17 protein-coding genes and 1 riboswitch are annotated in these 22,136 nt (G+C 54.7%); of the genes, 12 read left to right on the top strand and 5 right to left on the bottom strand.

Annotated elements, in window-relative coordinates:
* Positions 1–115: 115 nt before the first annotated feature.
* From metB to metF, 3 genes are all read left to right on the top strand, one after another.
* Positions 116–1,276 (top strand): cystathionine gamma-synthase, encoded by a 1,161-nt coding sequence (gene metB, locus CUN67_RS19415; RefSeq protein ID WP_208716891.1) that lies wholly within the window; start codon positions 116–118, stop codon positions 1,274–1,276.
* Positions 1,277–1,278: 2 nt separating this feature from the next.
* Positions 1,279–3,714 (top strand): bifunctional aspartate kinase/homoserine dehydrogenase II, encoded by a 2,436-nt coding sequence (locus tag CUN67_RS19410; RefSeq protein WP_208716890.1) that lies wholly within the window; start codon positions 1,279–1,281, stop codon positions 3,712–3,714.
* A 218-nt stretch (positions 3,715–3,932) separates the two neighbouring features.
* Positions 3,933–4,829: a methylenetetrahydrofolate reductase gene (gene metF / locus CUN67_RS19405; RefSeq protein WP_208716889.1), complete on the top strand. Its 897-nt coding sequence runs from the start codon at positions 3,933–3,935 to the stop codon at positions 4,827–4,829.
* 132 nt (positions 4,830–4,961) lie between these two features.
* On the opposite strand, the gene ppc is transcribed toward metF, so the two are convergent.
* Positions 4,962–7,613, bottom strand: coding sequence for a phosphoenolpyruvate carboxylase (ppc, locus tag CUN67_RS19400; protein WP_208716888.1), 2,652 nt, complete (start codon positions 7,611–7,613; stop codon positions 4,962–4,964).
* A 244-nt stretch (positions 7,614–7,857) separates the two neighbouring features.
* Positions 7,858–9,006, bottom strand: coding sequence for an acetylornithine deacetylase (gene argE / locus CUN67_RS19395; RefSeq protein WP_208716887.1), 1,149 nt, complete (start codon positions 9,004–9,006; stop codon positions 7,858–7,860).
* 168 nt (positions 9,007–9,174) lie between these two features.
* On the opposite strand from argE, the gene argC reads away from it, so the two are divergent.
* From argC to oxyR, 5 genes are all read left to right on the top strand, one after another.
* Positions 9,175–10,179 (top strand): N-acetyl-gamma-glutamyl-phosphate reductase, encoded by a 1,005-nt coding sequence (argC, locus tag CUN67_RS19390; protein ID WP_208716886.1) that lies wholly within the window; start codon positions 9,175–9,177, stop codon positions 10,177–10,179.
* Between the two features lie 18 nt (positions 10,180–10,197).
* A complete protein-coding gene (argB, locus tag CUN67_RS19385; RefSeq protein ID WP_208716885.1) occupies positions 10,198–10,974 on the top strand; it encodes an acetylglutamate kinase in 777 nt (258 codons plus the stop codon).
* Positions 10,975–10,998: 24 nt separating this feature from the next.
* Positions 10,999–12,216: an argininosuccinate synthase gene (locus tag CUN67_RS19380; RefSeq protein WP_084877836.1), complete on the top strand. Its 1,218-nt coding sequence runs from the start codon at positions 10,999–11,001 to the stop codon at positions 12,214–12,216.
* 73 nt (positions 12,217–12,289) lie between these two features.
* Positions 12,290–13,663, top strand: coding sequence for an argininosuccinate lyase (argH, locus tag CUN67_RS19375; protein WP_208716884.1), 1,374 nt, complete (start codon positions 12,290–12,292; stop codon positions 13,661–13,663).
* A gap of 263 nt (positions 13,664–13,926) precedes the next feature.
* Positions 13,927–14,844: a DNA-binding transcriptional regulator OxyR gene (oxyR, locus tag CUN67_RS19370; RefSeq protein WP_208716883.1), complete on the top strand. Its 918-nt coding sequence runs from the start codon at positions 13,927–13,929 to the stop codon at positions 14,842–14,844.
* On the opposite strand, the gene sthA is transcribed toward oxyR, so the two are convergent.
* Complete coding sequence (sthA, locus tag CUN67_RS19365; RefSeq protein WP_208716882.1) at positions 14,827–16,227, bottom strand: Si-specific NAD(P)(+) transhydrogenase; 1,401 nt, start codon at positions 16,225–16,227, stop codon at positions 14,827–14,829. The two genes, oxyR and sthA, sit on opposite strands and share 18 nt — an antisense overlap.
* Positions 16,228–16,420: 193 nt before the next feature.
* Between sthA and fabR the strand changes: the two genes are divergently transcribed.
* Both fabR and CUN67_RS19355 read left to right on the top strand, forming a co-directional pair.
* Positions 16,421–17,065 (top strand): HTH-type transcriptional repressor FabR, encoded by a 645-nt coding sequence (gene fabR / locus CUN67_RS19360; RefSeq protein WP_208716881.1) that lies wholly within the window; start codon positions 16,421–16,423, stop codon positions 17,063–17,065.
* A gap of 18 nt (positions 17,066–17,083) precedes the next feature.
* Complete coding sequence (locus CUN67_RS19355) at positions 17,084–17,440, top strand: YijD family membrane protein (RefSeq protein WP_208716880.1); 357 nt, start codon at positions 17,084–17,086, stop codon at positions 17,438–17,440.
* A 34-nt stretch (positions 17,441–17,474) separates the two neighbouring features.
* Here the strand turns inward: CUN67_RS19355 and trmA are convergent, their stop codons facing one another.
* The gene (gene trmA, locus CUN67_RS19350) at positions 17,475–18,578 is read right to left on the bottom strand and encodes a tRNA (uridine(54)-C5)-methyltransferase TrmA (RefSeq protein ID WP_208716879.1); all 1,104 of its coding nucleotides are present in this window, start codon (positions 18,576–18,578) and stop codon (positions 17,475–17,477) included.
* Positions 18,579–18,690: 112 nt separating this feature from the next.
* Positions 18,691–18,871: riboswitch (cobalamin riboswitch) on the top strand.
* A gap of 68 nt (positions 18,872–18,939) precedes the next feature.
* Here trmA and btuB point away from each other — a divergent pair.
* Together btuB and murI are read left to right on the top strand one after the other, a co-directional pair.
* Complete coding sequence (gene btuB / locus CUN67_RS19345; protein WP_208716878.1) at positions 18,940–20,814, top strand: TonB-dependent vitamin B12 receptor BtuB; 1,875 nt, start codon at positions 18,940–18,942, stop codon at positions 20,812–20,814.
* A complete protein-coding gene (gene murI / locus CUN67_RS19340; RefSeq protein WP_208716877.1) occupies positions 20,759–21,610 on the top strand; it encodes a glutamate racemase in 852 nt (283 codons plus the stop codon). Before btuB ends, murI begins: the two co-directional genes overlap by 56 nt.
* A gap of 316 nt (positions 21,611–21,926) precedes the next feature.
* Here murI and CUN67_RS30290 read toward each other — a convergent pair.
* The coding region (locus CUN67_RS30290) for a hypothetical protein (protein WP_217621298.1) at positions 21,927–22,136 on the bottom strand (210 nt) is incomplete at its 5' end.

Genomic DNA, 22,136 nt, shown 5'->3' with positions numbered 1-22,136 from the left:
GATGCTTTGCTCAATCTATACGCAAAGACATTTAGATGTCCAGATGTATTGACGTCTATTGTCGGGATGCTATCCTGTGGCCTCTTCTTTTTACTCTTCAGGAACAGTAAGCACCATGACGCGTAAACAGGCAACCATCGCAGTGCGCAGCGGTTTGAATGATGACGAGCAATATGGCTGCGTTGTCCCACCCATTCACCTTTCCAGCACCTATAACTTTCTCGATTTCAATGAGCCTCGCGCTCACGACTATTCCCGTCGCGGTAACCCGACGCGTGATGTGGTGCAGCGTGCGCTGGCAGAACTGGAAGGTGGCGCAGGCGCGGTATTAACCAATACCGGTATGTCCGCGATTCACCTGGTGACGACGGTGTTCCTGAAGCCGGGCGATTTGCTGGTGGCCCCGCATGACTGCTACGGCGGCAGCTATCGTCTGTTCGACAGCCTGAGTAAACGCGGAGCGTACCGGGTGAAATTTGTCGACCAGGGCGATAAAGCCGCATTACAGGCTGCGCTGGCCGAGAAACCGAAACTGGTGCTGGTCGAAAGTCCAAGCAATCCTTTATTACGCGTGGTGGATATTGCTGCGATCTGTCAGGCCGCACGCGAAGCCGGTGCCATCAGCGTGGTGGATAACACTTTCCTCAGCCCGGCCCTGCAAAACCCGCTGGCTCTGGGCGCTGATCTGGTGCTTCACTCCTGTACCAAATACCTCAATGGTCACTCCGATGTGGTGGCGGGCGCGGTGATTGCGAAAGATCCGGCGCTGGTGACCGATCTCGCCTGGTGGGCCAATAATATCGGCGTGACCGGCGCAGCCTTTGATAGTTATCTGCTGCTGCGTGGTCTGCGCACCCTGGCACCGCGTATGGCGGCGGCACAGCGTAATGCACTGGCCATTGTTGATTACCTAAAGCAACAACCGCTGGTAAAAAAACTGTATCATCCTTCCCTGCCGGAAAATGCCGGTCACGAGTATGCGGTACGTCAACAGCGCGGTTTTGGTGCCATGTTAAGTTTCGAGCTGGACGCCGACGAAAGCCGCCTGCGCCGTTTTCTGAAAGCGTTACAGCTGTTTACGCTGGCGGAATCGCTGGGTGGTGTTGAAAGCCTGATTTCGCATACCGCAACCATGACGCATGCCGGCATGTCTGCCGAAGCGCGCGCAGCAGCGGGAATTTCTGAAACGTTGCTCCGCATTTCTGTCGGAATTGAAGATCACGAAGATTTAATCGCCGATCTGGATAATGCATTCAGGATCGCAGCCGAGGGGTAACCATGACGATTTCAGCAGGCGCGGGAACGCCGACCAGTAAGCAGTTGCACAAATTTGGTGGCAGTAGCCTGGCCGATGCGCGTTGCTATCAGCGCGTAGCCACTATTATGGCGGATTACAGCCAGCCGGGCGATATGATGGTGGTCTCTGCTGCCGGCAGTACCACTAACCAGCTGATTAGCTGGCTCAAACTGAGTCAAAACGATCGGTTGTCTGCGCATCAGGTGCAACAGGCTTTACGGCGTTTCCACAGCGAGCTGATCGCTTCGCTGCTGCCTGCTGAAACCGCAGAAACCCTCACCACGACATTTATCCGCGATCTGGAAAAACTGGCAGCACTGCTGGATGGCACCATTACCGATGCGGTTTACGCCGAAGTGGTCGGGCATGGTGAAATTTGGTCGGCGCGTCTGATGGCGGCGGTGCTGAGCCAGCGTGATATTGAAGCGGTCTGGCTTGATGCACGTGATTTCCTGCGTGCTGAACGCGCTGCACAGCCGCAGGTTGATGAAGGAAAATCCTGGCCGCTGTTGCAGGCGCTGCTGACACAGCATCCGCATAAGCGCCTGGTGGTGACCGGATTTATCAGCCGTAACGAGGCGGGTGAAACCGTTTTGCTGGGCCGTAACGGTTCGGACTATTCGGCCACGCAGATTGGCGCGCTGGCCGGTGTCGGGCGCGTGACTATCTGGAGTGACGTCGCCGGGGTCTACAGTGCTGACCCGCGTAAAGTTTCCGATGCCTGTCTGCTGCCGTTGCTGCGTCTGGATGAAGCCAGCGAGCTGGCGCGTCTTGCTGCGCCGGTGCTGCATACCCGCACCCTGCAACCGGTGTCGAATAGCGATATCGACCTGCAACTGCGTTGCAGTTATCAGCCAGAGCAGGGGTCTACGCGTATTGAGCGCGTGCTGGCTTCGGGTACCGGGGCACGTATTGTGACCAGTCACGATGATGTCTGCCTGATCGAGATTCAAATCCCTGACAGCCACGACTTTGGCATTCTGAACAAAGAGATTGACCTGCTGCTCAAGCGCGCACAGTTGCGACCGCTGGCAGTAGGGACACACCCGGATCGACAGCTTTTGCAGCTGTGCTACACCTCAGAAGTGGTGAATAGTGCCTTTAACCTGTTGCAGGACGCCGCATTGCCGGGTCATCTGCAACTGCGCGATGGCTTAGCGCTGGTGGCACTGGTAGGGGCAGGCGTGACGCGCAACCCGCTGCACAGTCACCGCTTCTGGCAACAAATCAAAGACCAGCCGGTAGAATTTGTCTGGCAGTCTGACGAGCATATCAGCATCGTGGCGGTGCTGCGTGTCGGACCGACCCAGCATTTGATTCAGGGACTGCATCAGTCGCTGTTTCGTGCAGAGAAACGTATTGGCCTGATGCTGTTCGGTAAAGGCAACATCGGCTCGCGCTGGCTGGAGCTGTTTGCCCGCGAGCAGGAGACGTTATCGGCGCGTACCGGGTTTGAGTTCGTTCTGGCGGGTGTGGCGGACAGTCGCCGTAGCCTGCTGAGCTATGACGGCCTTGAAGCCAGCCGTGCACTGGCGTTCTTTGATGATGAAGCTGAGGATCGCGATGAAGAGTCGCTGTTCCTGTGGATGCGCGCGCATCCGTTCGATGATTTGGTGGTGCTGGATGTCACCGCCAGTGAGCCGCTGGCGCAGCAGTATCTGGATTTCGCCAGCCATGGTTTCCATGTCATCAGTGCTAACAAGGTTGCTGGTGCGTCAAATAGCCAAAGCTGGCGACAGATTCGCGATGCCTTTGCCAAAACCGGTCGTCATTGGCTGTATAACGCCACCGTGGGGGCGGGCTTGCCGGTAAACCATACGGTGCGTGATTTACGTGAGAGTGGGGATGCGATTCTGGCCATCAGCGGAATTTTCTCGGGCACGCTTTCCTGGTTGTTCCTGCAATTTGATGGCACCGTGCCGTTCACCGAATTGGTGGATCAGGCGTGGCAGCAGGGGCTGACGGAGCCCGATCCGCGTGTTGACCTTTCCGGACAGGACGTGATGCGTAAGCTGGTGATTCTGGCGCGTGAAGCGGGCTACAACATCGAACCGGATCAGGTTCGCGTGGAGTCGCTGGTGCCGTCCAGCTGTGAAGGGGAATCGATCGATCACTTCTTTGAGAACGCAGATGAACTGAATGAGCAGATGCTGCAGCGACTGGAAGCGGCCCAGGAAATGGGGCTGGTGCTGCGTTACGTGGCGCGCTTCGATGCCAATGGCAAGGCTCGCGTAGGGGTGGAAGCTGTGCGCCCTGAGCATCCGCTGGCGGCGCTGCTGCCATGCGACAACGTGTTCGCTATTGAAAGCCGCTGGTATCGTGATAACCCACTGGTCATTCGTGGGCCAGGTGCCGGACGTGATGTCACCGCCGGGGCGATTCAGTCGGATATCAACCGCCTCGCGCAACTGCTGTAATCTGCTTTCTCCCGCAGACGACTTCCTGTCGTCTGCTTTTTTCATCTTCTCTGCCTCGATCATGAAACTCTTTCATGTTGGTTGAATATTTGTCACTCCTGTTTATTAATTTTCAGTTGACGCTACGCTGCGGATCGTTCATTTTGTGCATCTGGACGTCTAAACGTATGGATGTTCGCAGGCCGCAAATAATCGATGTGTGACGATGAGGTAACAGGATGAGTTTCTTTCATGCCAATCAGCGCGAAGCGCTGAATCAAAGCCTGGCTGAGTTGAACGGGCAAATTAATGTCTCCTTTGAGTTTTTCCCGCCACGATCCAGCGAAATGGAAGAAACCCTGTGGAACTCAATCGACCGCCTCAGCAGCCTGAAGCCGAAATTTGTCTCGGTCACCTATGGCGCGAATTCCGGCGAGCGTGACCGTACCCATAGCATCATCAAAGGGATTAAAGAGCGTACCGGCCTGGAAGCCGCTCCACATCTGACCTGCATCGATGCGACCCGTGACGAACTGCGCACTATCGCCCACGATTACTGGGATAGCGGCATTCGCCATATCGTCGCGCTGCGCGGCGATTTACCGCCCGGTGCGGGCAAGCCGGAGATGTACGGTGCTGACCTGGTTGAGCTGCTGAAAGAAGTGGGTGATTTCGATATCTCCGTTGCGGCTTACCCGGAAGTCCACCCGGAAGCCAAAAGTGCGCAGGCAGACCTGATCAACCTGAAGCGTAAGATTGATGCCGGTGCCAACCGCGCAATTACCCAGTTCTTCTTTGATGTCGAAAGCTACCTGCGCTTCCGCGATCGCTGTGTGGCGACCGGTATTGATGTGGAAATCGTGCCGGGTATCCTGCCGGTGTCTAACTTCAAACAGTTGCAGCGTTTTGCCACCATGACCAACGTGCGTGTTCCTGGCTGGATGAACGCGATGTTTGCCGGTCTGGATGATGACCCGGAAACCCGCAAGATGGTGGGTGCCAATATCGCGATGGATATGGTGAAGATTCTGTCGCGTGAAGGAGTGAAAGATTTCCACTTCTACACCCTGAACCGTGCCGAGATGAGTTACGCGATTTGCCACACGCTGGGTGTGCGTCCGGCCATTGCGGTTTGATGGTAAATTGCTGAATTAAAAAAAGGGGCCTCGGCCCCTTTTTTGTTTTTTTGCTGGTGCGCATGAATGCGCACCCTACAAATGTGTTTATTTATCAATATCGTAGGGTCGCCATTTATGGCGACCTGGTTATTAACCGGTATTACGCATTCCCGCCGCGACACCCGCGATGGTGACCATCAGCGCCTGTTCTACGCGCGCATCCGGTTCGTCACCGCGTTCTTCCTGCGCGCGTGAACGGTACAGCAGTTCAGCCTGCAGCACGTTAAGCGGGTCAGTGTAGACGTTACGCAGGGCGATGGATTCAGCAATCCACGGCTGATCCGCCATCAGATGCGCATCGTTAGCGATGGTCAGCACCGCTTTGATATCGGCATCCAGTTGATCGCGCAGCTGCTGGCCCAGCGGCCACAATGCTTTGTCTACCAGGCGTTGATCATAGTATTCCGCCAGCCACAGGTCGGCTTTCGAAAACACCATTTCCAGCATGCCGAGACGGGTGGAGAAGAACGGCCAGTCGCGGCACATCGCCTCCAGCTGATCCTGGTGGCCTTGTTCCATGGCTTTCTGGATCGCTGCACCAGCACCCAGCCAGGCGGGCAGCATCAGGCGGTTTTGCGTCCAGGCAAAAATCCACGGAATGGCTCGCAGCGACTCCACGCCACCGCTGGCACGGCGTTTCGCCGGACGTGAGCCGAGTGGCAGTTTACCCAGTTCCTGCTCCGGCGTTGCCGAGCGGAAATAAGGGACGAAATCAGGATTCTCGCGCACATAACCACGGTACATTGCGCAGGAGTGGGCGGATAAACCGTCCATGATGTCGCGCCATTCACGTTTCGGTTCCGGCGGCGGCATCAGGTTGGCTTCAAGAATCGCGCCGGTATACAACGACAGGCTGGCGATCGTCACTTCCGGCAGGCCGTATTTAAAGCGAATCATTTCACCCTGTTCGGTGACACGCAGGCCGCCTTTCAGGCTGCCCGGCGGCTGTGACAGCAGCGCAGCGTGCGCCGGTGCACCGCCACGACCAATAGAGCCGCCACGTCCGTGGAACAGCGTCAGGGCGATACCGGCTTTCTCGCAGGTCTTGATCAGGGCATCCTGGGCCTGATACTGCGCCCAGCTGGCGGCCATCACACCGGCATCTTTTGCTGAGTCAGAATAGCCAATCATCACCATCTGCTTGCCCTGAATAAAGCCGCGATACCAGTCGATGCCCAGCAGCTGGCTCATCACGTCATTGGCATTGTTCAGGTCATCAAGCGTTTCAAACAGCGGTGCCACTGGCATCGCGTAGGCGATACCGGCTTCTTTCAGCAGCAGATGCACGGCCAGCACATCTGATGGCACCTTGGCCATGGAGATGACATAAGCGGCAATTGAGCCTTGCGGAGCTTCGGCCGCCACTTTGCAGGTATCCAGCACTTCACGGGTGTTATCGCTTGGTTCCCACTGACGCGGCAGCAGTGGGCGTTTGGAATTCAGTTCGCGGATCAGGAAGGCCTGCTTGTCGGCTTCTGACCAGCTTTCGTAATCACCGAGGCCGAGATAGCGCGTCACCTCGGCAATCGCTTCAGTATGACGGGTGCTCTCCTGGCGTAGATCGATACGTACCAGCGGCACGCCAAAGCACTTCACGCGACGCAGGGTATCCAGCAGCTGACCATTGGCGATGATGCCCATGCCGCATTGTTGCAGTGACTGGTAAATGGCATACAGCGGCTGCCACAGCTGATCGTTGGACACCAGCAAATCGGCTGGACGCGGCACGCGCTCGCCTTTCAGACGGCGTTCCAGGAACGCCTGGGTGGTCACCAGTTGGCTGCGGATGCGCTTCAGAATGACGCGGTACGGCTCCAGCGCTTCCGGGTCGCCGCACAATTCACGCACTTCGTTGCTGCACTCGGACATCGACAATTCAGAAATCAACACACCGATATCGCGCAGGAACAGGTCGGCCGCTTTCCAGCGGCTCAGCTGCATCACCTGTCGCGTTACGCTGGAGGTGACATTCGGGTTACCGTCGCGGTCACCACCCATCCATGAAGTAAACTGAACCGGGACAAAATCCACCGGCAGCTGCATACCAAAGGTTTCTTCCACTTGCTCATTCAGCTCGCGCAGAAACGCCGGTACACCTTCCCACAGGCTGTTTTCCACCACGGCAAAGCCCCATTTGGCTTCATCGACCGGCGTTGGACGGTATTTACGGATTTCGTCGGTGTGCCAGGCCTGAGCAACCAGCTGGCGCAGACGGCGCATCACCTGGTTGTACTCATACTCGGTGATATCGCTATGGTCGAGTTGTTGCAGGCAGCTGTTCACTTCTACCAGTTTATGGATCAGCGTGCGACGGGTAATTTCGGTGGGGTGTGCAGTGAGCACCAGTTCCAGCGAGAGCGATTCAATAGCGGCACGGATATCGCTTTCGTTGAGGTCTTTCTGTTGTTTCAGGCGATCAAACGTGGTTTTCAGTAGCTCCGGGTGGTTGGCACCTTCACCGCTGCGTGCAATGGTCTGATACTGTTCAGCCACGTTGGTAAGATTCAGGAACTGACTGAATGCGCGAGCGACCGGTAATAGCTCGTCATTGGAGAGATTTTGCAGTGTGGACAGCAGTTCCTTACGATGAGTGTCATTTCCTGCACGAGATGACTTGGAGAGTTTGCGGATGGTCTCCACCCGATCGAGGATGTTCTCTCCCAGTGCATCCTTTATCGTATCCCCGAGCAGTTTGCCGAGCATACTGACATTACTTCGCATTGCGGAATATTGTTCGTTCATGTGACCCTGACACCCTTATCGTCTTTTTAATCTATATACCCAACGGGCATAACTTCGTCTTTTATCTAGCCACGTATCGCTCTGTTCGTCAATTGCCTTAAACTGACGAAATTTCGCTGCTAAATGATGGAAATTCAAAGAATTTAACGAGAGTGAAGCGAGATAAGTTATTCTTATTATCAAATCCCGAACATTGACAGGGCATTTTGCTGATTAAACAGTGAAATGCCCCATCAATTGTTCATCAGTGGCAAAAATGCTGCACGACCTGCGTGATAAGCGCATGGGTCGGTTTAATAAATGCCGTATCAATAAACTCATCCGGTTGATGGGCCTGATTGATGGAACCTGGGCCTAACACCAGGGTTGGGCAGAGTTGCTGAATAAACGGCGCTTCGGTGCAATAGTTCACCACTTCGGTCGGCGTGCCCAGCAATTTCTCCACCACTTTGACCAGCTCATGATCAACCGGGCACTCATAACCCGGAATCGGCGGATGTAACTCGCCCACGGTCAAACGGCCTGGCCAGCGTTCGCTCACCGGGGCCAGCGCTTCATTCAGCAGACCATCCAGATCGCTCAGGGTCAGGCCCGGCAGCGGACGAATATCCATATGCAGCTCGCAGCAGGCGCAAATGCGGTTGGCGGCATCGCCACCATGAATATGACCGAAGTTCATGGTCGGGTAGGGGATAGCAAAACCGTCGTGGTTGTAACGCGTTTTCAGCGTGTTACGCAGCTGCATCAGCTGGGTGATCGATTCATGCATCAATTCAATGGCGTTTACACCGCGTGACGGATCGCTGGAGTGGCCCGATTGTCCCTGAATACGAATCACATTGGAGAGATGGCCTTTGTGCGCACGCACCGGCTTAAGTGACGTCGGCTCGCCGATGATGGCGCAATCCGGACGCAGCTGGGTGGACTCGGCAAAATACTTCGCGCCTGCCATGGTGGTTTCTTCATCGGCCGTGGCGAGAATATAGAGCGGTTTGCTCAGTTTGGTCACGTCAACGTCACGCAGCGCATCCAGAATAAAGGCAAAGAAACCTTTCATATCTGCGGTGCCTAAACCGTATAACTTGTTGTCGTGCTCGGTCAGGGTAAAAGGATCGCGCGTCCAGCGGCCATCATCGAACGGAACGGTATCGGTGTGACCCGCCAGTAACAAGCCACCCGCGCCCGATCCCGTCTTCGCCAGCAGGTTAAATTTATGCCGTGTACCCGGTACCGGTTGCACCTCGGTACTGAAACCAAGATCACGAAACCAGCCTGCCAGCAAATTGATTAAAGTTTCATTGCTCTGATCGAGTGCGGCGTCAGTGGCACTGATCGACGGTGTGGCAATCAGCTGGCGGTAGAGTTCGATAAAAGGTGGTAATTTTGTCTTCACTGTTGACGGTCCTTGGGTTAGGATGTATCAATATTCATGCATTAATAGTGAATAAAAATACATTAACGTCGTCTGCATGTGAACAGTAAATTTTCTGCAAACGGCATCGTGGGCAACGGGGCAAGGCCGCGACCCGGAACGTGTGACTGTAATAAGGTATACAGCCTGATGTTGAATACGCTGATCGTTGGTGCCAGTGGTTATGCTGGCGTAGAGCTTGCCACCTACCTGAATCGCCATCCGCATATGAACATAACCGCTTTAGCGGTTTCAGCGCAAAGCCCGGATGCCGGAAAGTTACTGTCCGACCTGCATCCACAGCTGAAAGGGATTGTCGACCTGCCGTTGCAGCCGCTGAGTGATGCGTCTGAATGGGCGGATAAAGTCGATGTGGTTTTTCTCGCCACGGCGCATGAAGTCAGCCACGATCTGGCACCGGAATTCCTGAAAGCGGGTTGCGTGGTCTTTGATCTCTCTGGAGCGTTCCGCGTTAACGACGATGCTTTCTATACCCAATATTACGGTTTCACCCATCAGCACGGCGACTGGCTGGATAAAGCGGTTTACGGTCTGGCTGAATGGCAGCACGAGAAAATCAAAGAAGCACAGCTGGTCGCGGTGCCGGGCTGCTATCCGACTGCCTCACAGCTGGCGCTGAAACCGCTGGTGGAAGCGGGCCTGCTCAATGAAGCGCAGTGGCCGGTAATCAATGCCACCAGTGGCGTGAGCGGTGCCGGACGCAAAGCCAGCGTCACCACCAGCTTCTGCGAAGTCAGCCTGCAGCCGTATGGCATCTTCAATCATCGTCATCATCCGGAAATTGTTGCCCATCTTGGCACGCCGGTGATCTTTACGCCGCATCTGGGGAATTTCCCACGCGGCATTCTCGCCACCATTACCTGCCGCCTGAAGCCTGGCGTGAGTGAACAGGATGTGGCGGAAGCATTCCACAACGCCTACCATGACAAACCGCTGGTGCGTCTCTATAAGAAAGGCGTTCCGGCATTGAAAGGCGTGGTCGGCCTGCCATTCTGCGATATCGGTTTTGCCGTGCAGGGTGAGCACCTGATTGTGGTTGCCGCGGAAGACAACCTGCTGAAAGGTGCCTCTTCTCAGGCGGTACAGTGTTTGAATATTCGTTTCGGCTTCCCCGAAACGCTGTCACTGATTTAACGGGCGAGTAAGTAAACCATGACCAATCCTCTGATTATTAAACTGGGTGGCGTCCTGCTGGACAGCGAAGAAGCGCTGGCCCGTCTGTTTGATGCATTGCTGGCGTACCGCACCGAGTATCAGCGCCCGCTGATCATCGTGCATGGCGGTGGCTGCCTGGTGGATGAGCTGATGAAGAAGCTCGCACTGCCGGTGAAAAAGAAGAACGGTTTGCGCGTGACGCCAGCCGATCAGATTGACATTATTACTGGTGCCCTGGCAGGCACGGCCAACAAAACCCTGCTGGCCTGGGCGAAGAAATATGGCATCAATGCGGTAGGTTTGTGCCTGGGTGATGCTGGCCTGGTGAATGTTGCGCAGTTCGACGAAGAACTGGGCCACGTGGGTAACGCGACGCCGGGTAACCCTCAGCTTATCAACACGCTGCTGGGTGCAGGCTATATGCCGGTGATCAGCTCCATCGGTATCACCGATGCGGGTGAGCTGATGAACGTCAACGCGGACCAGGCGGCTACCGCGCTGGCAGCCACCATCGGTGCGGATCTGGTCCTGTTGTCTGACGTCAGTGGCATTCTGGATGGCAAAGGTCAGCGCATCGCAGAGATGACCGCCGCGAAAGCCGAGCAGCTGATTGCTCAGGGCATCATTACCGATGGCATGATCGTCAAAGTTAACGCAGCGCTGGACGCGGCACGTACCCTGGGTCGCCCCGTGGACATCGCCAGCTGGCGTCATGCTGAACAGCTGCCAACTCTTTTCAACGGTGTGTCGATTGGCACCCGGATTCTCGCTTAACGACTCTGATTCAAGGATTACGAAATGCAAACGCAAGGCATCAAAAAAATTGTTCTGGCTTACTCCGGTGGCCTTGATACGTCTGCCATCATTCCATGGCTGAAAGAGAACTACGGCGGTTGTGAAGTGGTTGCCTTCGTGGCGAATATCGGCCAGGACCCTGCAGATCTGGATGGCGTTGAGAAGAAAGCGCTGCAGTCAGGTGCCTCTGAGTGCCACGTGGTTGACCTGCGTGAAGAGTTCATCAGTGAATATGTTTACCCGGTTTTGCAGACCGGTGCGCTGTACGAAGGCACCTACCTGCTGGGTACTTCAATGGCGCGTCCGATTATCGCCAAAGCGCAGGTTGAGCTGGCACTTAAAGTGGGTGCTGATGCACTGTGCCATGGTGCGACCGGCAAAGGTAACGACCAGGTGCGTTTTGAAACCACCTATACCGCGCTGGCTCCGCAGCTGAAAGTGGTGGCTCCGTGGCGCGAATGGAACCTGCGTTCCCGTGAAGCGCTGCTCGACTACCTGAAAGAGCGCAACATCCCGACTACCGCGTCGCTGGAAAAAATCTACAGCCGTGACGAGAACGCCTGGCATATCTCCACCGAAGGCGGCGTGCTGGAAAGCCCGTGGAACGCCCCGAACAAAGATTGCTGGGTGTGGACCGTCGATCCGCTGGAAGCACCGGATCAGCCGGAAAACGTCACCGTGACCGTGGAAAAAGGCCGCGTGGTGGCGGTGAATGGTGAGAAACTCAGCCCGTTCGCCTGTCTGGAAAAGCTGAATGTACTGGGTGCGAAGCACGGTGTGGGCCGTATCGACATCGTGGAAAACCGTCTGGTGGGTATCAAATCCCGTGGTTGCTATGAAACCCCGGGGGGCACCATTATGGTCAACGCCCTGCGTGCGGTTGAGCAGCTGGTTCTGGATCGTGACAGCTTCAAATGGCGCGAGCAGCTGGGCCAGGAAATGTCATACGTGGTGTATGACGGTCGCTGGTTTGCGCCGCTGCGTCAGTCTATCCAGGCGGCTGCCGAGTCGCTGGCTGAGCTGGTGAACGGTGAAGTCGTGCTGCAACTGTACAAAGGCCAGGCTACCGCAATTCAGAAGAAATCTGCCAACAGCCTGTACTCAGAAGAGTTTGCCACCTTCGGCGAAGACGAAGTGTACGATCACCGTCACGCGGGCGGCTTTATCCGTCTGTTCTCGCTCTCTTCACGCATCCGTGCGCTGAACGAGCAGAAAAAGTAATTCCGCGCGAACGACACATTCATAAGGGCGGCTTCGGGCCGCCCTTTGTTTAACAGCATTCAGGAGTATTCAGATGGCACTTTGGGGTGGACGCTTTACCCAGGCAGCAGACCAACGGTTCAAACAATTCAATGACTCGCTGCGTTTCGACTATCGCCTGGCGGAGCAGGACATCATCGGTTCTGTCGCCTGGTCAAAAGCGCTGGTCACGGTCAATGTACTGAGCAGCGACGAACAGCAGCAGCTGGAGGCGGCGTTACAGGCGCTGCTGGCCGAAGTGCGTGCTAATCCGCAGCAAATTCTGCAGAGCGATGCCGAAGACATCCACAGTTGGGTGGAAGGCAAACTGATTGATAAAGTCGGTGCGTTGGGTAAAAAGCTGCACACCGGCCGTAGCCGTAATGACCAGGTCGCCACCGATTTGAAACTGTGGTGCAAAGAGCAGGTTGCGGTACTGCTGGACGCGACGCGTGAGCTGCAGAAAGCGCTGGTGGCGACGGCAGAGGCGAATCAGGATGCCGTGATGCCGGGCTATACCCACCTGCAACGCGCCCAGCCGGTAACTTTTGCCCACTGGTGTCTCGCCTATGTCGAAATGCTGGCACGTGATGAAAGCCGTCTGCAGGACACCCTGAAGCGTCTTGACGTCAGCCCGCTGGGCTGCGGCGCGCTGGCCGGTACCGCTTACGAGATTGATCGTCAGCAGCTGGCGGGGTGGTTAGGTTTTGCTTCTGCTACCCGCAACAGTCTTGATACCGTTTCTGACCGCGACCACGTGCTGGAACTGCTGTCTGATGCATCCATCGGTATGGTGCACCTGTCGCGCTTTGCTGAAGACATGATTTTCTTCAACACCGGCGAAGCAGGCTTTGTGGAGTTGTCGGACAAAGTCACTTCCGGTTCCTCACTGATGCCGCAGAAGAAAAACCCGGATGCGCTGGAACTGATTCGCGGCAAATGTGGCCGTGTGCAGGGCGCGCTGACCGGTATGATGATGACGCTGAAAGGGTTGCCGCTGGCCTACAACAAAGATATGCAGGAAGACAAAGAAGGCCTGTTCGACGCGCTCGACACCTGGCTGGACTGCCTGCATATGTCGGTACTGGTGCTGGACGGTATTCAGGTAAAACGTCCGCGTTGCCAGGAAGCGGCGGAGCAGGGTTATGCGAACTCCACTGAACTGGCGGATTATCTGGTCGCTAAAGGCGTGCCATTCCGTGAAGCGCACCATATCGTTGGTGAAGCGGTGGTAGAAGCGATTAAACAGGGCGTGGCGCTGGAAGCGTTAAGCCTGGCGCAGCTGAAGCAGTTCAGTGCGGTGATTGAGGACGATGTTTATCCGATTCTGTCGCTGCAATCCTGCCTGGATAAGCGTAACGCCCGTGGCGGCGTGGCACCACAGCAGGTGGCGCTGGCCATTCAGGAAGCGCAACAACGCCTGAGCTAAGGCCAAAAAAAAGCGGGCTATGGATAGCCCGCCAACCTCTAGCTTCGGAATTTCATTATTTTATAGGCACATCATCAAAGGGCTGGCACTCCCGGCCAACACAGTGATTTATCAGACTGATTGCAGGTGTTGCTCCGTCTTCTCAGCCTTTTTTCATCATTGCTTCAGATGGCACGTATTATTCCTGTCAGTGGCTTGATAGGGCTAATCGTTCATTGCTATTCTATCTATCGCCACGGGCTATCGTGGTTCGGAGGATATCAATGAACATTCGTGATCTGGAGTATCTGGTTTCGCTTGCGGAGCACCGTCATTTCCGCCGTGCAGCGGATGCCTGCCATGTCAGCCAGCCAACGCTGAGCGGACAAATTCGCAAACTGGAAGATGAACTGGGCGTCATGCTGCTGGAACGCACCAGCCGTAAGGTATTGTTTACCCAGGCTGGGCTGTTGCTGGTGGATCAGGCGCGCACCGTGCTGCGTGAAGTGAAGGTACTGAAGGAGATGGCCAGCCAGCAGGGCGAAACCATGTCCGGGCCGTTGCACATTGGGCTTATCCCCACCACGGGACCTTATCTGTTGCCGCAAATTATTCCGATGCTGCATCAGACCTTTCCCAAGCTTGAAATGTATCTGCACGAAGCGCAGACGCAGCAGCTATTGTCACAACTCGATAGCGGCAAACTCGACTGTGCAATTCTGGCGCTGGTGAAAGAGAGCGAAGCCTTTATCGAGGTGCCGCTGTTTGACGAGCCGATGAAACTGGCGATCTACGAGGATCACCCGTGGCACGATCGCGATCGTGTACCCATGTCGGATCTGGCTGGTGAAAAGTTGCTGATGCTGGAAGATGGTCACTGCCTGCGCGATCAGGCGATGGGTTTCTGCTTTGAAGCCGGCGCTGATGAAGACACCCATTTCCGTGCGACCAGCCTGGAAACGCTGCGCAATATGGTCGCTGCCGGAAGTGGCATCACGTTATTGCCTGCGCTGGCGGTGCCGAATGAGCGCGTGCGTGATGGTGTATGTTATCTGCCCTGTTATAAGCCAGTGCCACAGCGTACCATCGCGCTGGTCTATCGTCCCGGCTCGCCTCTGCGCAGCCGCTATGAGCAGCTGGCAGAAGCGATCAAAACCCATATGCAGGGTTATCTCGATAACACGTTAAAACAGGCGGTTTAAGCCATTTAACGCGGCAACGCGATAGGCTTCGGCCATAGTGGGATAGTTAAAGGTGGTATTCACGAAGTATTCAATCGTGTTACCGCCATTTTTCTGTTCCATGATGGCCTGGCCGATATGAATGATTTCTGCCGCACGTTCGCCAAAGCAATGAATGCCCAGAATTTCTTTGGTTTCACGGTGGAACAGAATCTTCAGACTGCCCACATTCATTCCGACAATCTGTGCACGCGCCAGGTGTTTGAACTGTGCACGTCCCACTTCATAGGGCACTTTCATTGCAGTCAGCTGCTGTTCCGTTTTTCCGACTGAACTGATCTCCGGAATGGTGTAAATCCCGGTGGGGATATCTTCAATCAGATGCGCGGTGGCTTCGCCTTTAATAATGGCCTGAGCAGCGATGCGACCCTGGTCATAGGCGGCTGAAGCCAGGCTCGGATAACCGATCACGTCACCGACCGCATAAATATGCGGCTGCGCCGTCTGGTACATGCTGTTGACCTTCAGCAGGCCACGACCATCTGCCTCCAGGCCGACATTTTCCAGCGCCAGTGAATCGGTATTACCGGTTCGACCATTGGCGTACAGCAGGCAATCTGCTTTCACCTTCTTGCCGGATTTGAGGTGAATGATGACGCCATCGTCCACGCCTTCAATCTTCTCAAACTCTTCGTTGTGACGAATCACCACGCCGCTGTTCCAGAAGTGATAAGACAATGAATCCGACATCTCCTGGTCGAGAAACGCCAGCAGACGATCGCGGGTGTTGATCAGGTCAACCTTCACGTTCAGACCGCGGAAAATGGAGGCATATTCACAGCCGATCACCCCGGCACCATAGATAATGACGTGGCCCGGTTCATGGTGCAGATTGAGGATCGAATCGGAGTCATAAATACGTGGATGGGTGAAATCGACATCATGCGGATGATAAGGGCGCGATCCGCAGGCAATAACAAACTTTTCTGCGGTTAAGCGTTCGCGGGTGCCATCCGGTTGTTCCACTTCGATGGTGTTGGCATCAACAAAATGCGCATCGCCCTGATACAGCTCACACCGGTTACGCTCGTAAAAACCCTGCCGCATCGACGTTTGCTGACTGATGACGTTTTCGGTGTGGTTAAGGATATCCGCAAAGGAGGAGCGCAGAAGCCGGGTGTGGTCACTATAAAGGGGGTTTTGATTGAACTCGATAATACGGCTGACAGCATGACGCAACGCTTTGGAAGGGATGGTGCCCCAGTGAGTACAACCGCCGCCGATGTTATGGTAGCGTTCGATCACTGCGATGCGCGCTCCCTGCTTCACCAGCCCCATGGCCGCACCTTCACCGCCCGGACCGGAGCCAATCACAATGGCATCGTAATCGTAAGACTTTTGCATACCAGTACGTCCTATGTTTCTATACATTTTTACAACGAGATTCTAACATCTCGCCGCGCACTTCTGAATTCTAACAGTGATTTTTGCCTGATTTTGACAAAGCGTGAGGTTCACAGGCATTCACAAACTTTGCGGCACTGGCGGCTACAAAGTTTGTTATAGTGCCTGCCTGATTACTCACAGGGCAGAGAGAATGGGCGTCAGAGCGCAACAAAAAGAACGTACAAGGCGTTCTTTGATTGAAGCCGCCTTCAGTCAGTTAAGTGCAGAACGGAGTTTCGCCAGCCTGAGCCTGAGAGAGGTCGCTCGCGAAGCTGGCATTGCGCCTACCTCGTTTTACCGTCATTTCCGGGATGTGGATGAACTGGGTCTGACCATGGTTGACGAAAGTGGCCTGATGTTGCGTCAGCTGATGCGTCAGGCACGCCAGCGTATTGCCAAGGGCGGCAGCATTATTAAGACCTCCGTCGCAACTTTTATGGAGTTTATCGGGAACAATCCCAACGCTTTTCGTCTCTTACTACGCGAGCGTTCCGGAACCTCTGCTGCGTTCCGTGCGGCAGTCGCGCGTGAAATTCAACACTTCATTGCCGAACTGGCGGATTACCTGGAGCTGGAGAACCGCATGCCGCGTAGCTTTACCGAAGCGCAGGCGGAAGCGATGGTCACCATCGTGTTCAGCGCTGGGGCGGAAGCGCTGGATGTGGATATTGAGCAACGTCGCAAGCTGGAGGACCGCCTGGTGCTACAGCTGCGTATGATCGCCAAAGGTGCGTATTACTGGTATCGCCGGGAGCAGGAGCGCCTGTCGGTAACACTGGAAAAAACCGAAGAGTAATGTGATAAGGATAATGAAATGATTGAGCAAAACCCTCGCGATAAAGGAACGCTTTTACTGGCTTTTATCACCGGTTTAGCCATCAACGGCTCCTTTTCGGTGCTGTTCAGTGCGTTTGTACCGTTTTCGATTTTTCCGCTGATCGCCCTGGGCCTGGCGGCCTGGTGCCTGCATCAGCGTTACCTGAACCGCAATATGCCGGATGGTATGCCTTCACTGGCAGCGGCGTTTTTTCTGCTGGGGATTCTGGTCTACAGCGCGTTGGTTCGTGCCGAGTATCCGGATATCGGCTCCAACTTTATTCCCACCATCCTGATGGTGGCGCTGGTGTTCTGGATTGCGACACGCTTTAAGCGACCGAAGAACAAGAATTAAAAAAAACGGGAACCTCAGGGTTCCCGTTTTTTATTCAGGCTTTGCGCGTCAGTAACACGCCACACTCCATATGATGGGTGTAGGGGAATTGATCAAACAGCGCGAGGCGTGCAACGTCATGGGTTTCCGCCAGCGTGGCGAGATTGTCGCACAGCGTCTGCGGATTGCAGGAGATATAAAGGATGCGCGGGTAAGCCTGCACCATCCGGACGGTTTCGGCGTCCAGCCCGCTACGCGGCGGATCAACGAAAATGGTTTCACACTGATAACTTTGCAGGTCGATACCTTCCAGGCGGTTAAAACTGCGCACGCCGTTCATGGCCTGGGTGAACTCTTCTGCCGCCATGCGGATGATCTGCACATTATCAATCTGATTGGCGGCAATATTGTATTGCGCCGCCGCCACCGAAGGTTTAGCGATTTCCGTTGCTAACACGCGACGGAAATTCCGCGCCAGCGCCAGCGAAAAGTTACCATTACCGCAATACAGCTCCAGCAGATCGCCGCGCGCGTTTTGTGTCACATCCAGCGCCCACTCCAGCATCTGAATATTCATCGCCGCATTGGGCTGGGTGAAACTGTTCTCTACCTGACGATAAATTAACTCTTTGCCCGCTACCGGCAGGCGCTCATCAATATAATCACGATCGAGACAGATTTTGGTTTTGGTGGCACGTCCAATCAGCTGGACATCAAGACCTTCAGCGCGCAGGGCATCGCGTAACGCCGTCGCCGCCTGCTGCCACTCCTCCTCCAGTTTACGGTGATAAAGCAGAGAAATGACGATTTGGTTGCTCAGCGTCGACAGATAATCGATCTGGAACAATTTATGGCGCAGGACGCGGTTATCACGGATCGCATCGATCATTTTTGGCATCAGCTGGTTGATCAATTCACTGGCGGCAGGAAATTGATCAACCCGAATGCGTTGTTTGGTCTGCTGATCAAAGATGATGTGGTACAGATCGTCACCATCGTGCCAGATGCGGAATTCGGCGCGCATGCGGTAGTGACTGACCGGTGAACGAAACACCTCCACCTCAGGCGCAGCAAATGGTGTCATCATCGCCTGCAAACGGCTGACTTTTTCCGCCAGTTGCGCGTCGTATTGTTCAATCGGGAGTTGTTCGGGTGTCATCTTTAATCCTGGTAATAAGCCTGCTTGCCGGGCGATTGTAGGCATTCACCTGCTGATGTCCAGCACCGCGCGAAAGAAGATGGCTGGAAGTCTGGATTTCTGGCCTTCTTATCCGTAGACTGCGGCAGCCGGCCTCCTTGAGTTAAAAGGGAATCCAGTGTGAATCTGGAGCTGACGCGCAGCGGTAAAGAATGTCGTGGTGATTGCTGATGCAGACACTGTCCTGTGGGATGGGAAGTCTTCACCATTAATGATTCTCAGCCCGAAGACCTGCCGGTGTGACGTCGCAATTCGTACGGTCATCGCGTGCTATCGATCGTATGCCTGCGGCATCCTGCTTCGTCTTTTGGATGCTATAACAATGAAAAAAACACATGCTTCGCTGTTTGCCTTCAGTGCAACGGCGGTGTCTCTCTGGGCGCAATATGGCTATGCCCAGCAGGATGATGATACGCAAATCGTTACCGCCAACCGTTTTGCTCAGCCGGTTTCTTCCGTGCTTGCACCCACCACGGTGGTTACCCGGGAAGAAATCGATCGCTGGCAGGCAAAAAGCCTCACCGATGTGATGCGTCGCCTGCCGGGCGTGGATATCGCGCAAAACGGTGGACTCGGCCAGCAAAGTTCGATGTTTATCCGTGGTACTAATTCCAGCCACGTGTTGATTCTGATCGACGGGGTGCGCCTGAACCAGGCGGGTATCTCCGGTTCTTCCGATCTCAGCCAGATTCCACTCTCGCTGGTGCAACGCATCGAATATATCCGTGGTGCTCGTTCGGCGGTGTATGGATCGGATGCCATCGGTGGCGTGGTGAACATCATTACCGGTCGCGATAAAACCGGTACGACGCTGACGGCGGGTGTCGGGTCGAAAGGTTATCAAAGCTACGATGGCTCGACGCAGCAACAATTGGGTGATGCGACCAAACTGACGCTGGCCGGTAACTATACCTATACCAAAGGCTATGATGTGGTGGCGAACCTGCCAGACATCTATGGCGATCCGGCGCAAAAAGACCGTGACGGATTTATGAGCAAAACCCTTTACGGCTCACTGGAGCATCAGTTCAGCGACCAGTTCAGCGGCTTCGTGCGTGGTTACGGCTTTGATAACCGTACCGCCTATGACGGCTACCCAACTTATGTTGAACCCAACACCTTTGTTGATACCCGTCAGCTTTACAGCCAGACATGGGATACCGGCCTGCGCTTTAATCAGGGCATCTATTCTTCTCAGCTGATCGCCAGTTACAGCCACACCAAGGATTACAACTACAGTCCTCAGCTGGGTAAATATGATGCCACCGCTTCGCTGGATGATGTTCAGCAGTACAACCTGCAATGGGGCAACACGGTACAGGTGGGGCATGGTGCCATTAGTGGCGGTGTTGACTGGCAGAAACAGACTTCAGAACCCGGTACCAATTCCACGGTGGATGGTCAGGAACAGCGTAACACCGGCATCTACGCGACGGCCCAGCAGCAGTTTGGTAGCGTGACGCTGGAAGGCGCGGTACGTGGTGATGACAACAATGCCTTTGGCTGGCATAGCACCTGGCAGAGCAGCGCCGCCTGGGAATTTGTTGATGGCTACCATGTCTTTGCCTCTTATGCGACTGCGTTCAAAGCGCCTAACCTGGGACAGCTTTATAGCAGTTACTACGGCAACCCAAATCTGAAGCCGGAAGAGAGTAAACAATGGGAAGGCGGTTTTGATGGCTTAACCGGCCCGGTAAACTGGCGTGTGTCGGGCTATCGCAATGACATCGATAACCTGATTGATAGCGACCCAAGCACCTACGTTTACTACAACATCGACAAAGCGCGTATTAAAGGCGTTGAAGCCACGGCTTCTTTCGATACCGGTCCTCTGAGTCATACGATTTCTTATGATTATGTCGATGCGCGTGATGCAGAAACCAATCAGCAATTGTTACGCCGTGCTAAGCAGCAGGTGAAATACCAGCTCGACTGGACGGTGTTCGATTTGGACTGGTCCATCACCTATCACTACCTCGGTGAGCGTTACGACAACGATTACAACCACTCCTATTCTGCGCAACGCATTAAACTGGGCGGCGTGAGTTTATGGGATCTGGCTGTATCGTATCCGGTCACCTCTCAGCTCACCGTTCGTGGTAGAATTGCCAACCTGTTCGATAAAGACTACGAGACAGTGTATGGCTATCAAACTCCAGGAACGGAGTATTACCTCAGCGCCAGCTACAGCTTCTGATCTGCGTCCCACCGTGCTGGTGTTTGACTCCGGCGTCGGTGGGCTCTCCGTCTACGAAGAGATTCGGCAACTTCTGCCGGATCTCCACTATCTCTACGCCTTCGATAATGAAGGTTTCCCCTACGGTGAAAAAACCGAAGACTACATCGTCGAACGCGTTGTTTCGGTGGTTAAGTCCATCACGCAACGGTTTCCGCTGGCGCTGGTGGTTATTGCCTGTAACTCGGCCAGTACGGTTTCTTTACCCGCATTGCGTGAAAAGTTCTCCTTCCCGGTGGTGGGTGTGGTACCCGCCATTAAACCGGCAGCGCGCTTAACGCGTAATGGTGTTGTCGGGTTACTGGCGACGCGGGGCACGGTAAAACGTCCGTATACCCATGAGCTGGTGGCGCAGTTTGCGCGCGAATGCCAGATTAAAATGTTGGGTTCTTCAGAGCTGGTCGAACTGGCTGAGGCGAAGCTGCACGGAGAAGAAGTGCTGCTGGATGATGTGCGCCGCGTGGTACAGCCATGGCTGCGCATGAAGGAGCCGCCGGATACGGTGGTGCTGGGATGTACTCACTTCCCTTTATTGCGCGACGAGTTACAGCTGGTGCTGCCGGAGGGGACGAGGCTGGTGGATTCTGGCGCGGCGATTGCGCGTCGAACAGCCTGGCTGCTGCAACAGGCTACGCCCACTGCACTATCTTCTGCGTCTAATATGGCATTTTGTACCCGGATGGATGAGGAAGTGCTGCAATTATCAGCAGTATTGCAGCGTTATGGCTTCCCATTGCTGGAAAAACTGGCGCTTTAGTGGCTTTTCGTCGAAAAAAACAACACTCAGAAATTAAATTGCATTTAGCACTTGTCAGCCTCAAAGAACTCCCTATAATGCGCCTCCACTGACACGGCACAACGGCTTACGAAGCGCTGAGTTAAGTAGGTGGCCTTAAGTGGCAACCTTCAGAAAAGCAAAAATAAATGCTTGACTGAAAACGCGGAAAGCGTAACATACGCAACCCGCGCCACACGAGAAATGTGGCACTGCTCTTTAACAATTTATCAGACAATCTGTGTGGGCACTCGCAGGATTGATATCAAAAGTCTACGGACTTAAAAAATATCAAGTCTCAAGAGTGAACACGTAATTCATTACGAAGTTTAATTCTTTGAGCATCAAACTTAAATTGAAGAGTTTGATCATGGCTCAGATTGAACGCTGGCGGCAGGCCTAACACATGCAAGTCGAACGGTAGCACAGAGGAGCTTGCTCCTTGGGTGACGAGTGGCGGACGGGTGAGTAATGTCTGGGGATCTGCCCGATGGAGGGGGATAACTAC

The sequence above is a fragment of the Pantoea cypripedii genome (assembly GCF_011395035.1).
GTDB classification, from domain to species: domain Bacteria; phylum Pseudomonadota; class Gammaproteobacteria; order Enterobacterales; family Enterobacteriaceae; genus Pantoea; species Pantoea cypripedii_A.
Note: the sequence above shows the minus strand (reverse complement) of the source record. Positions and strands in the feature narration are given on the sequence as shown.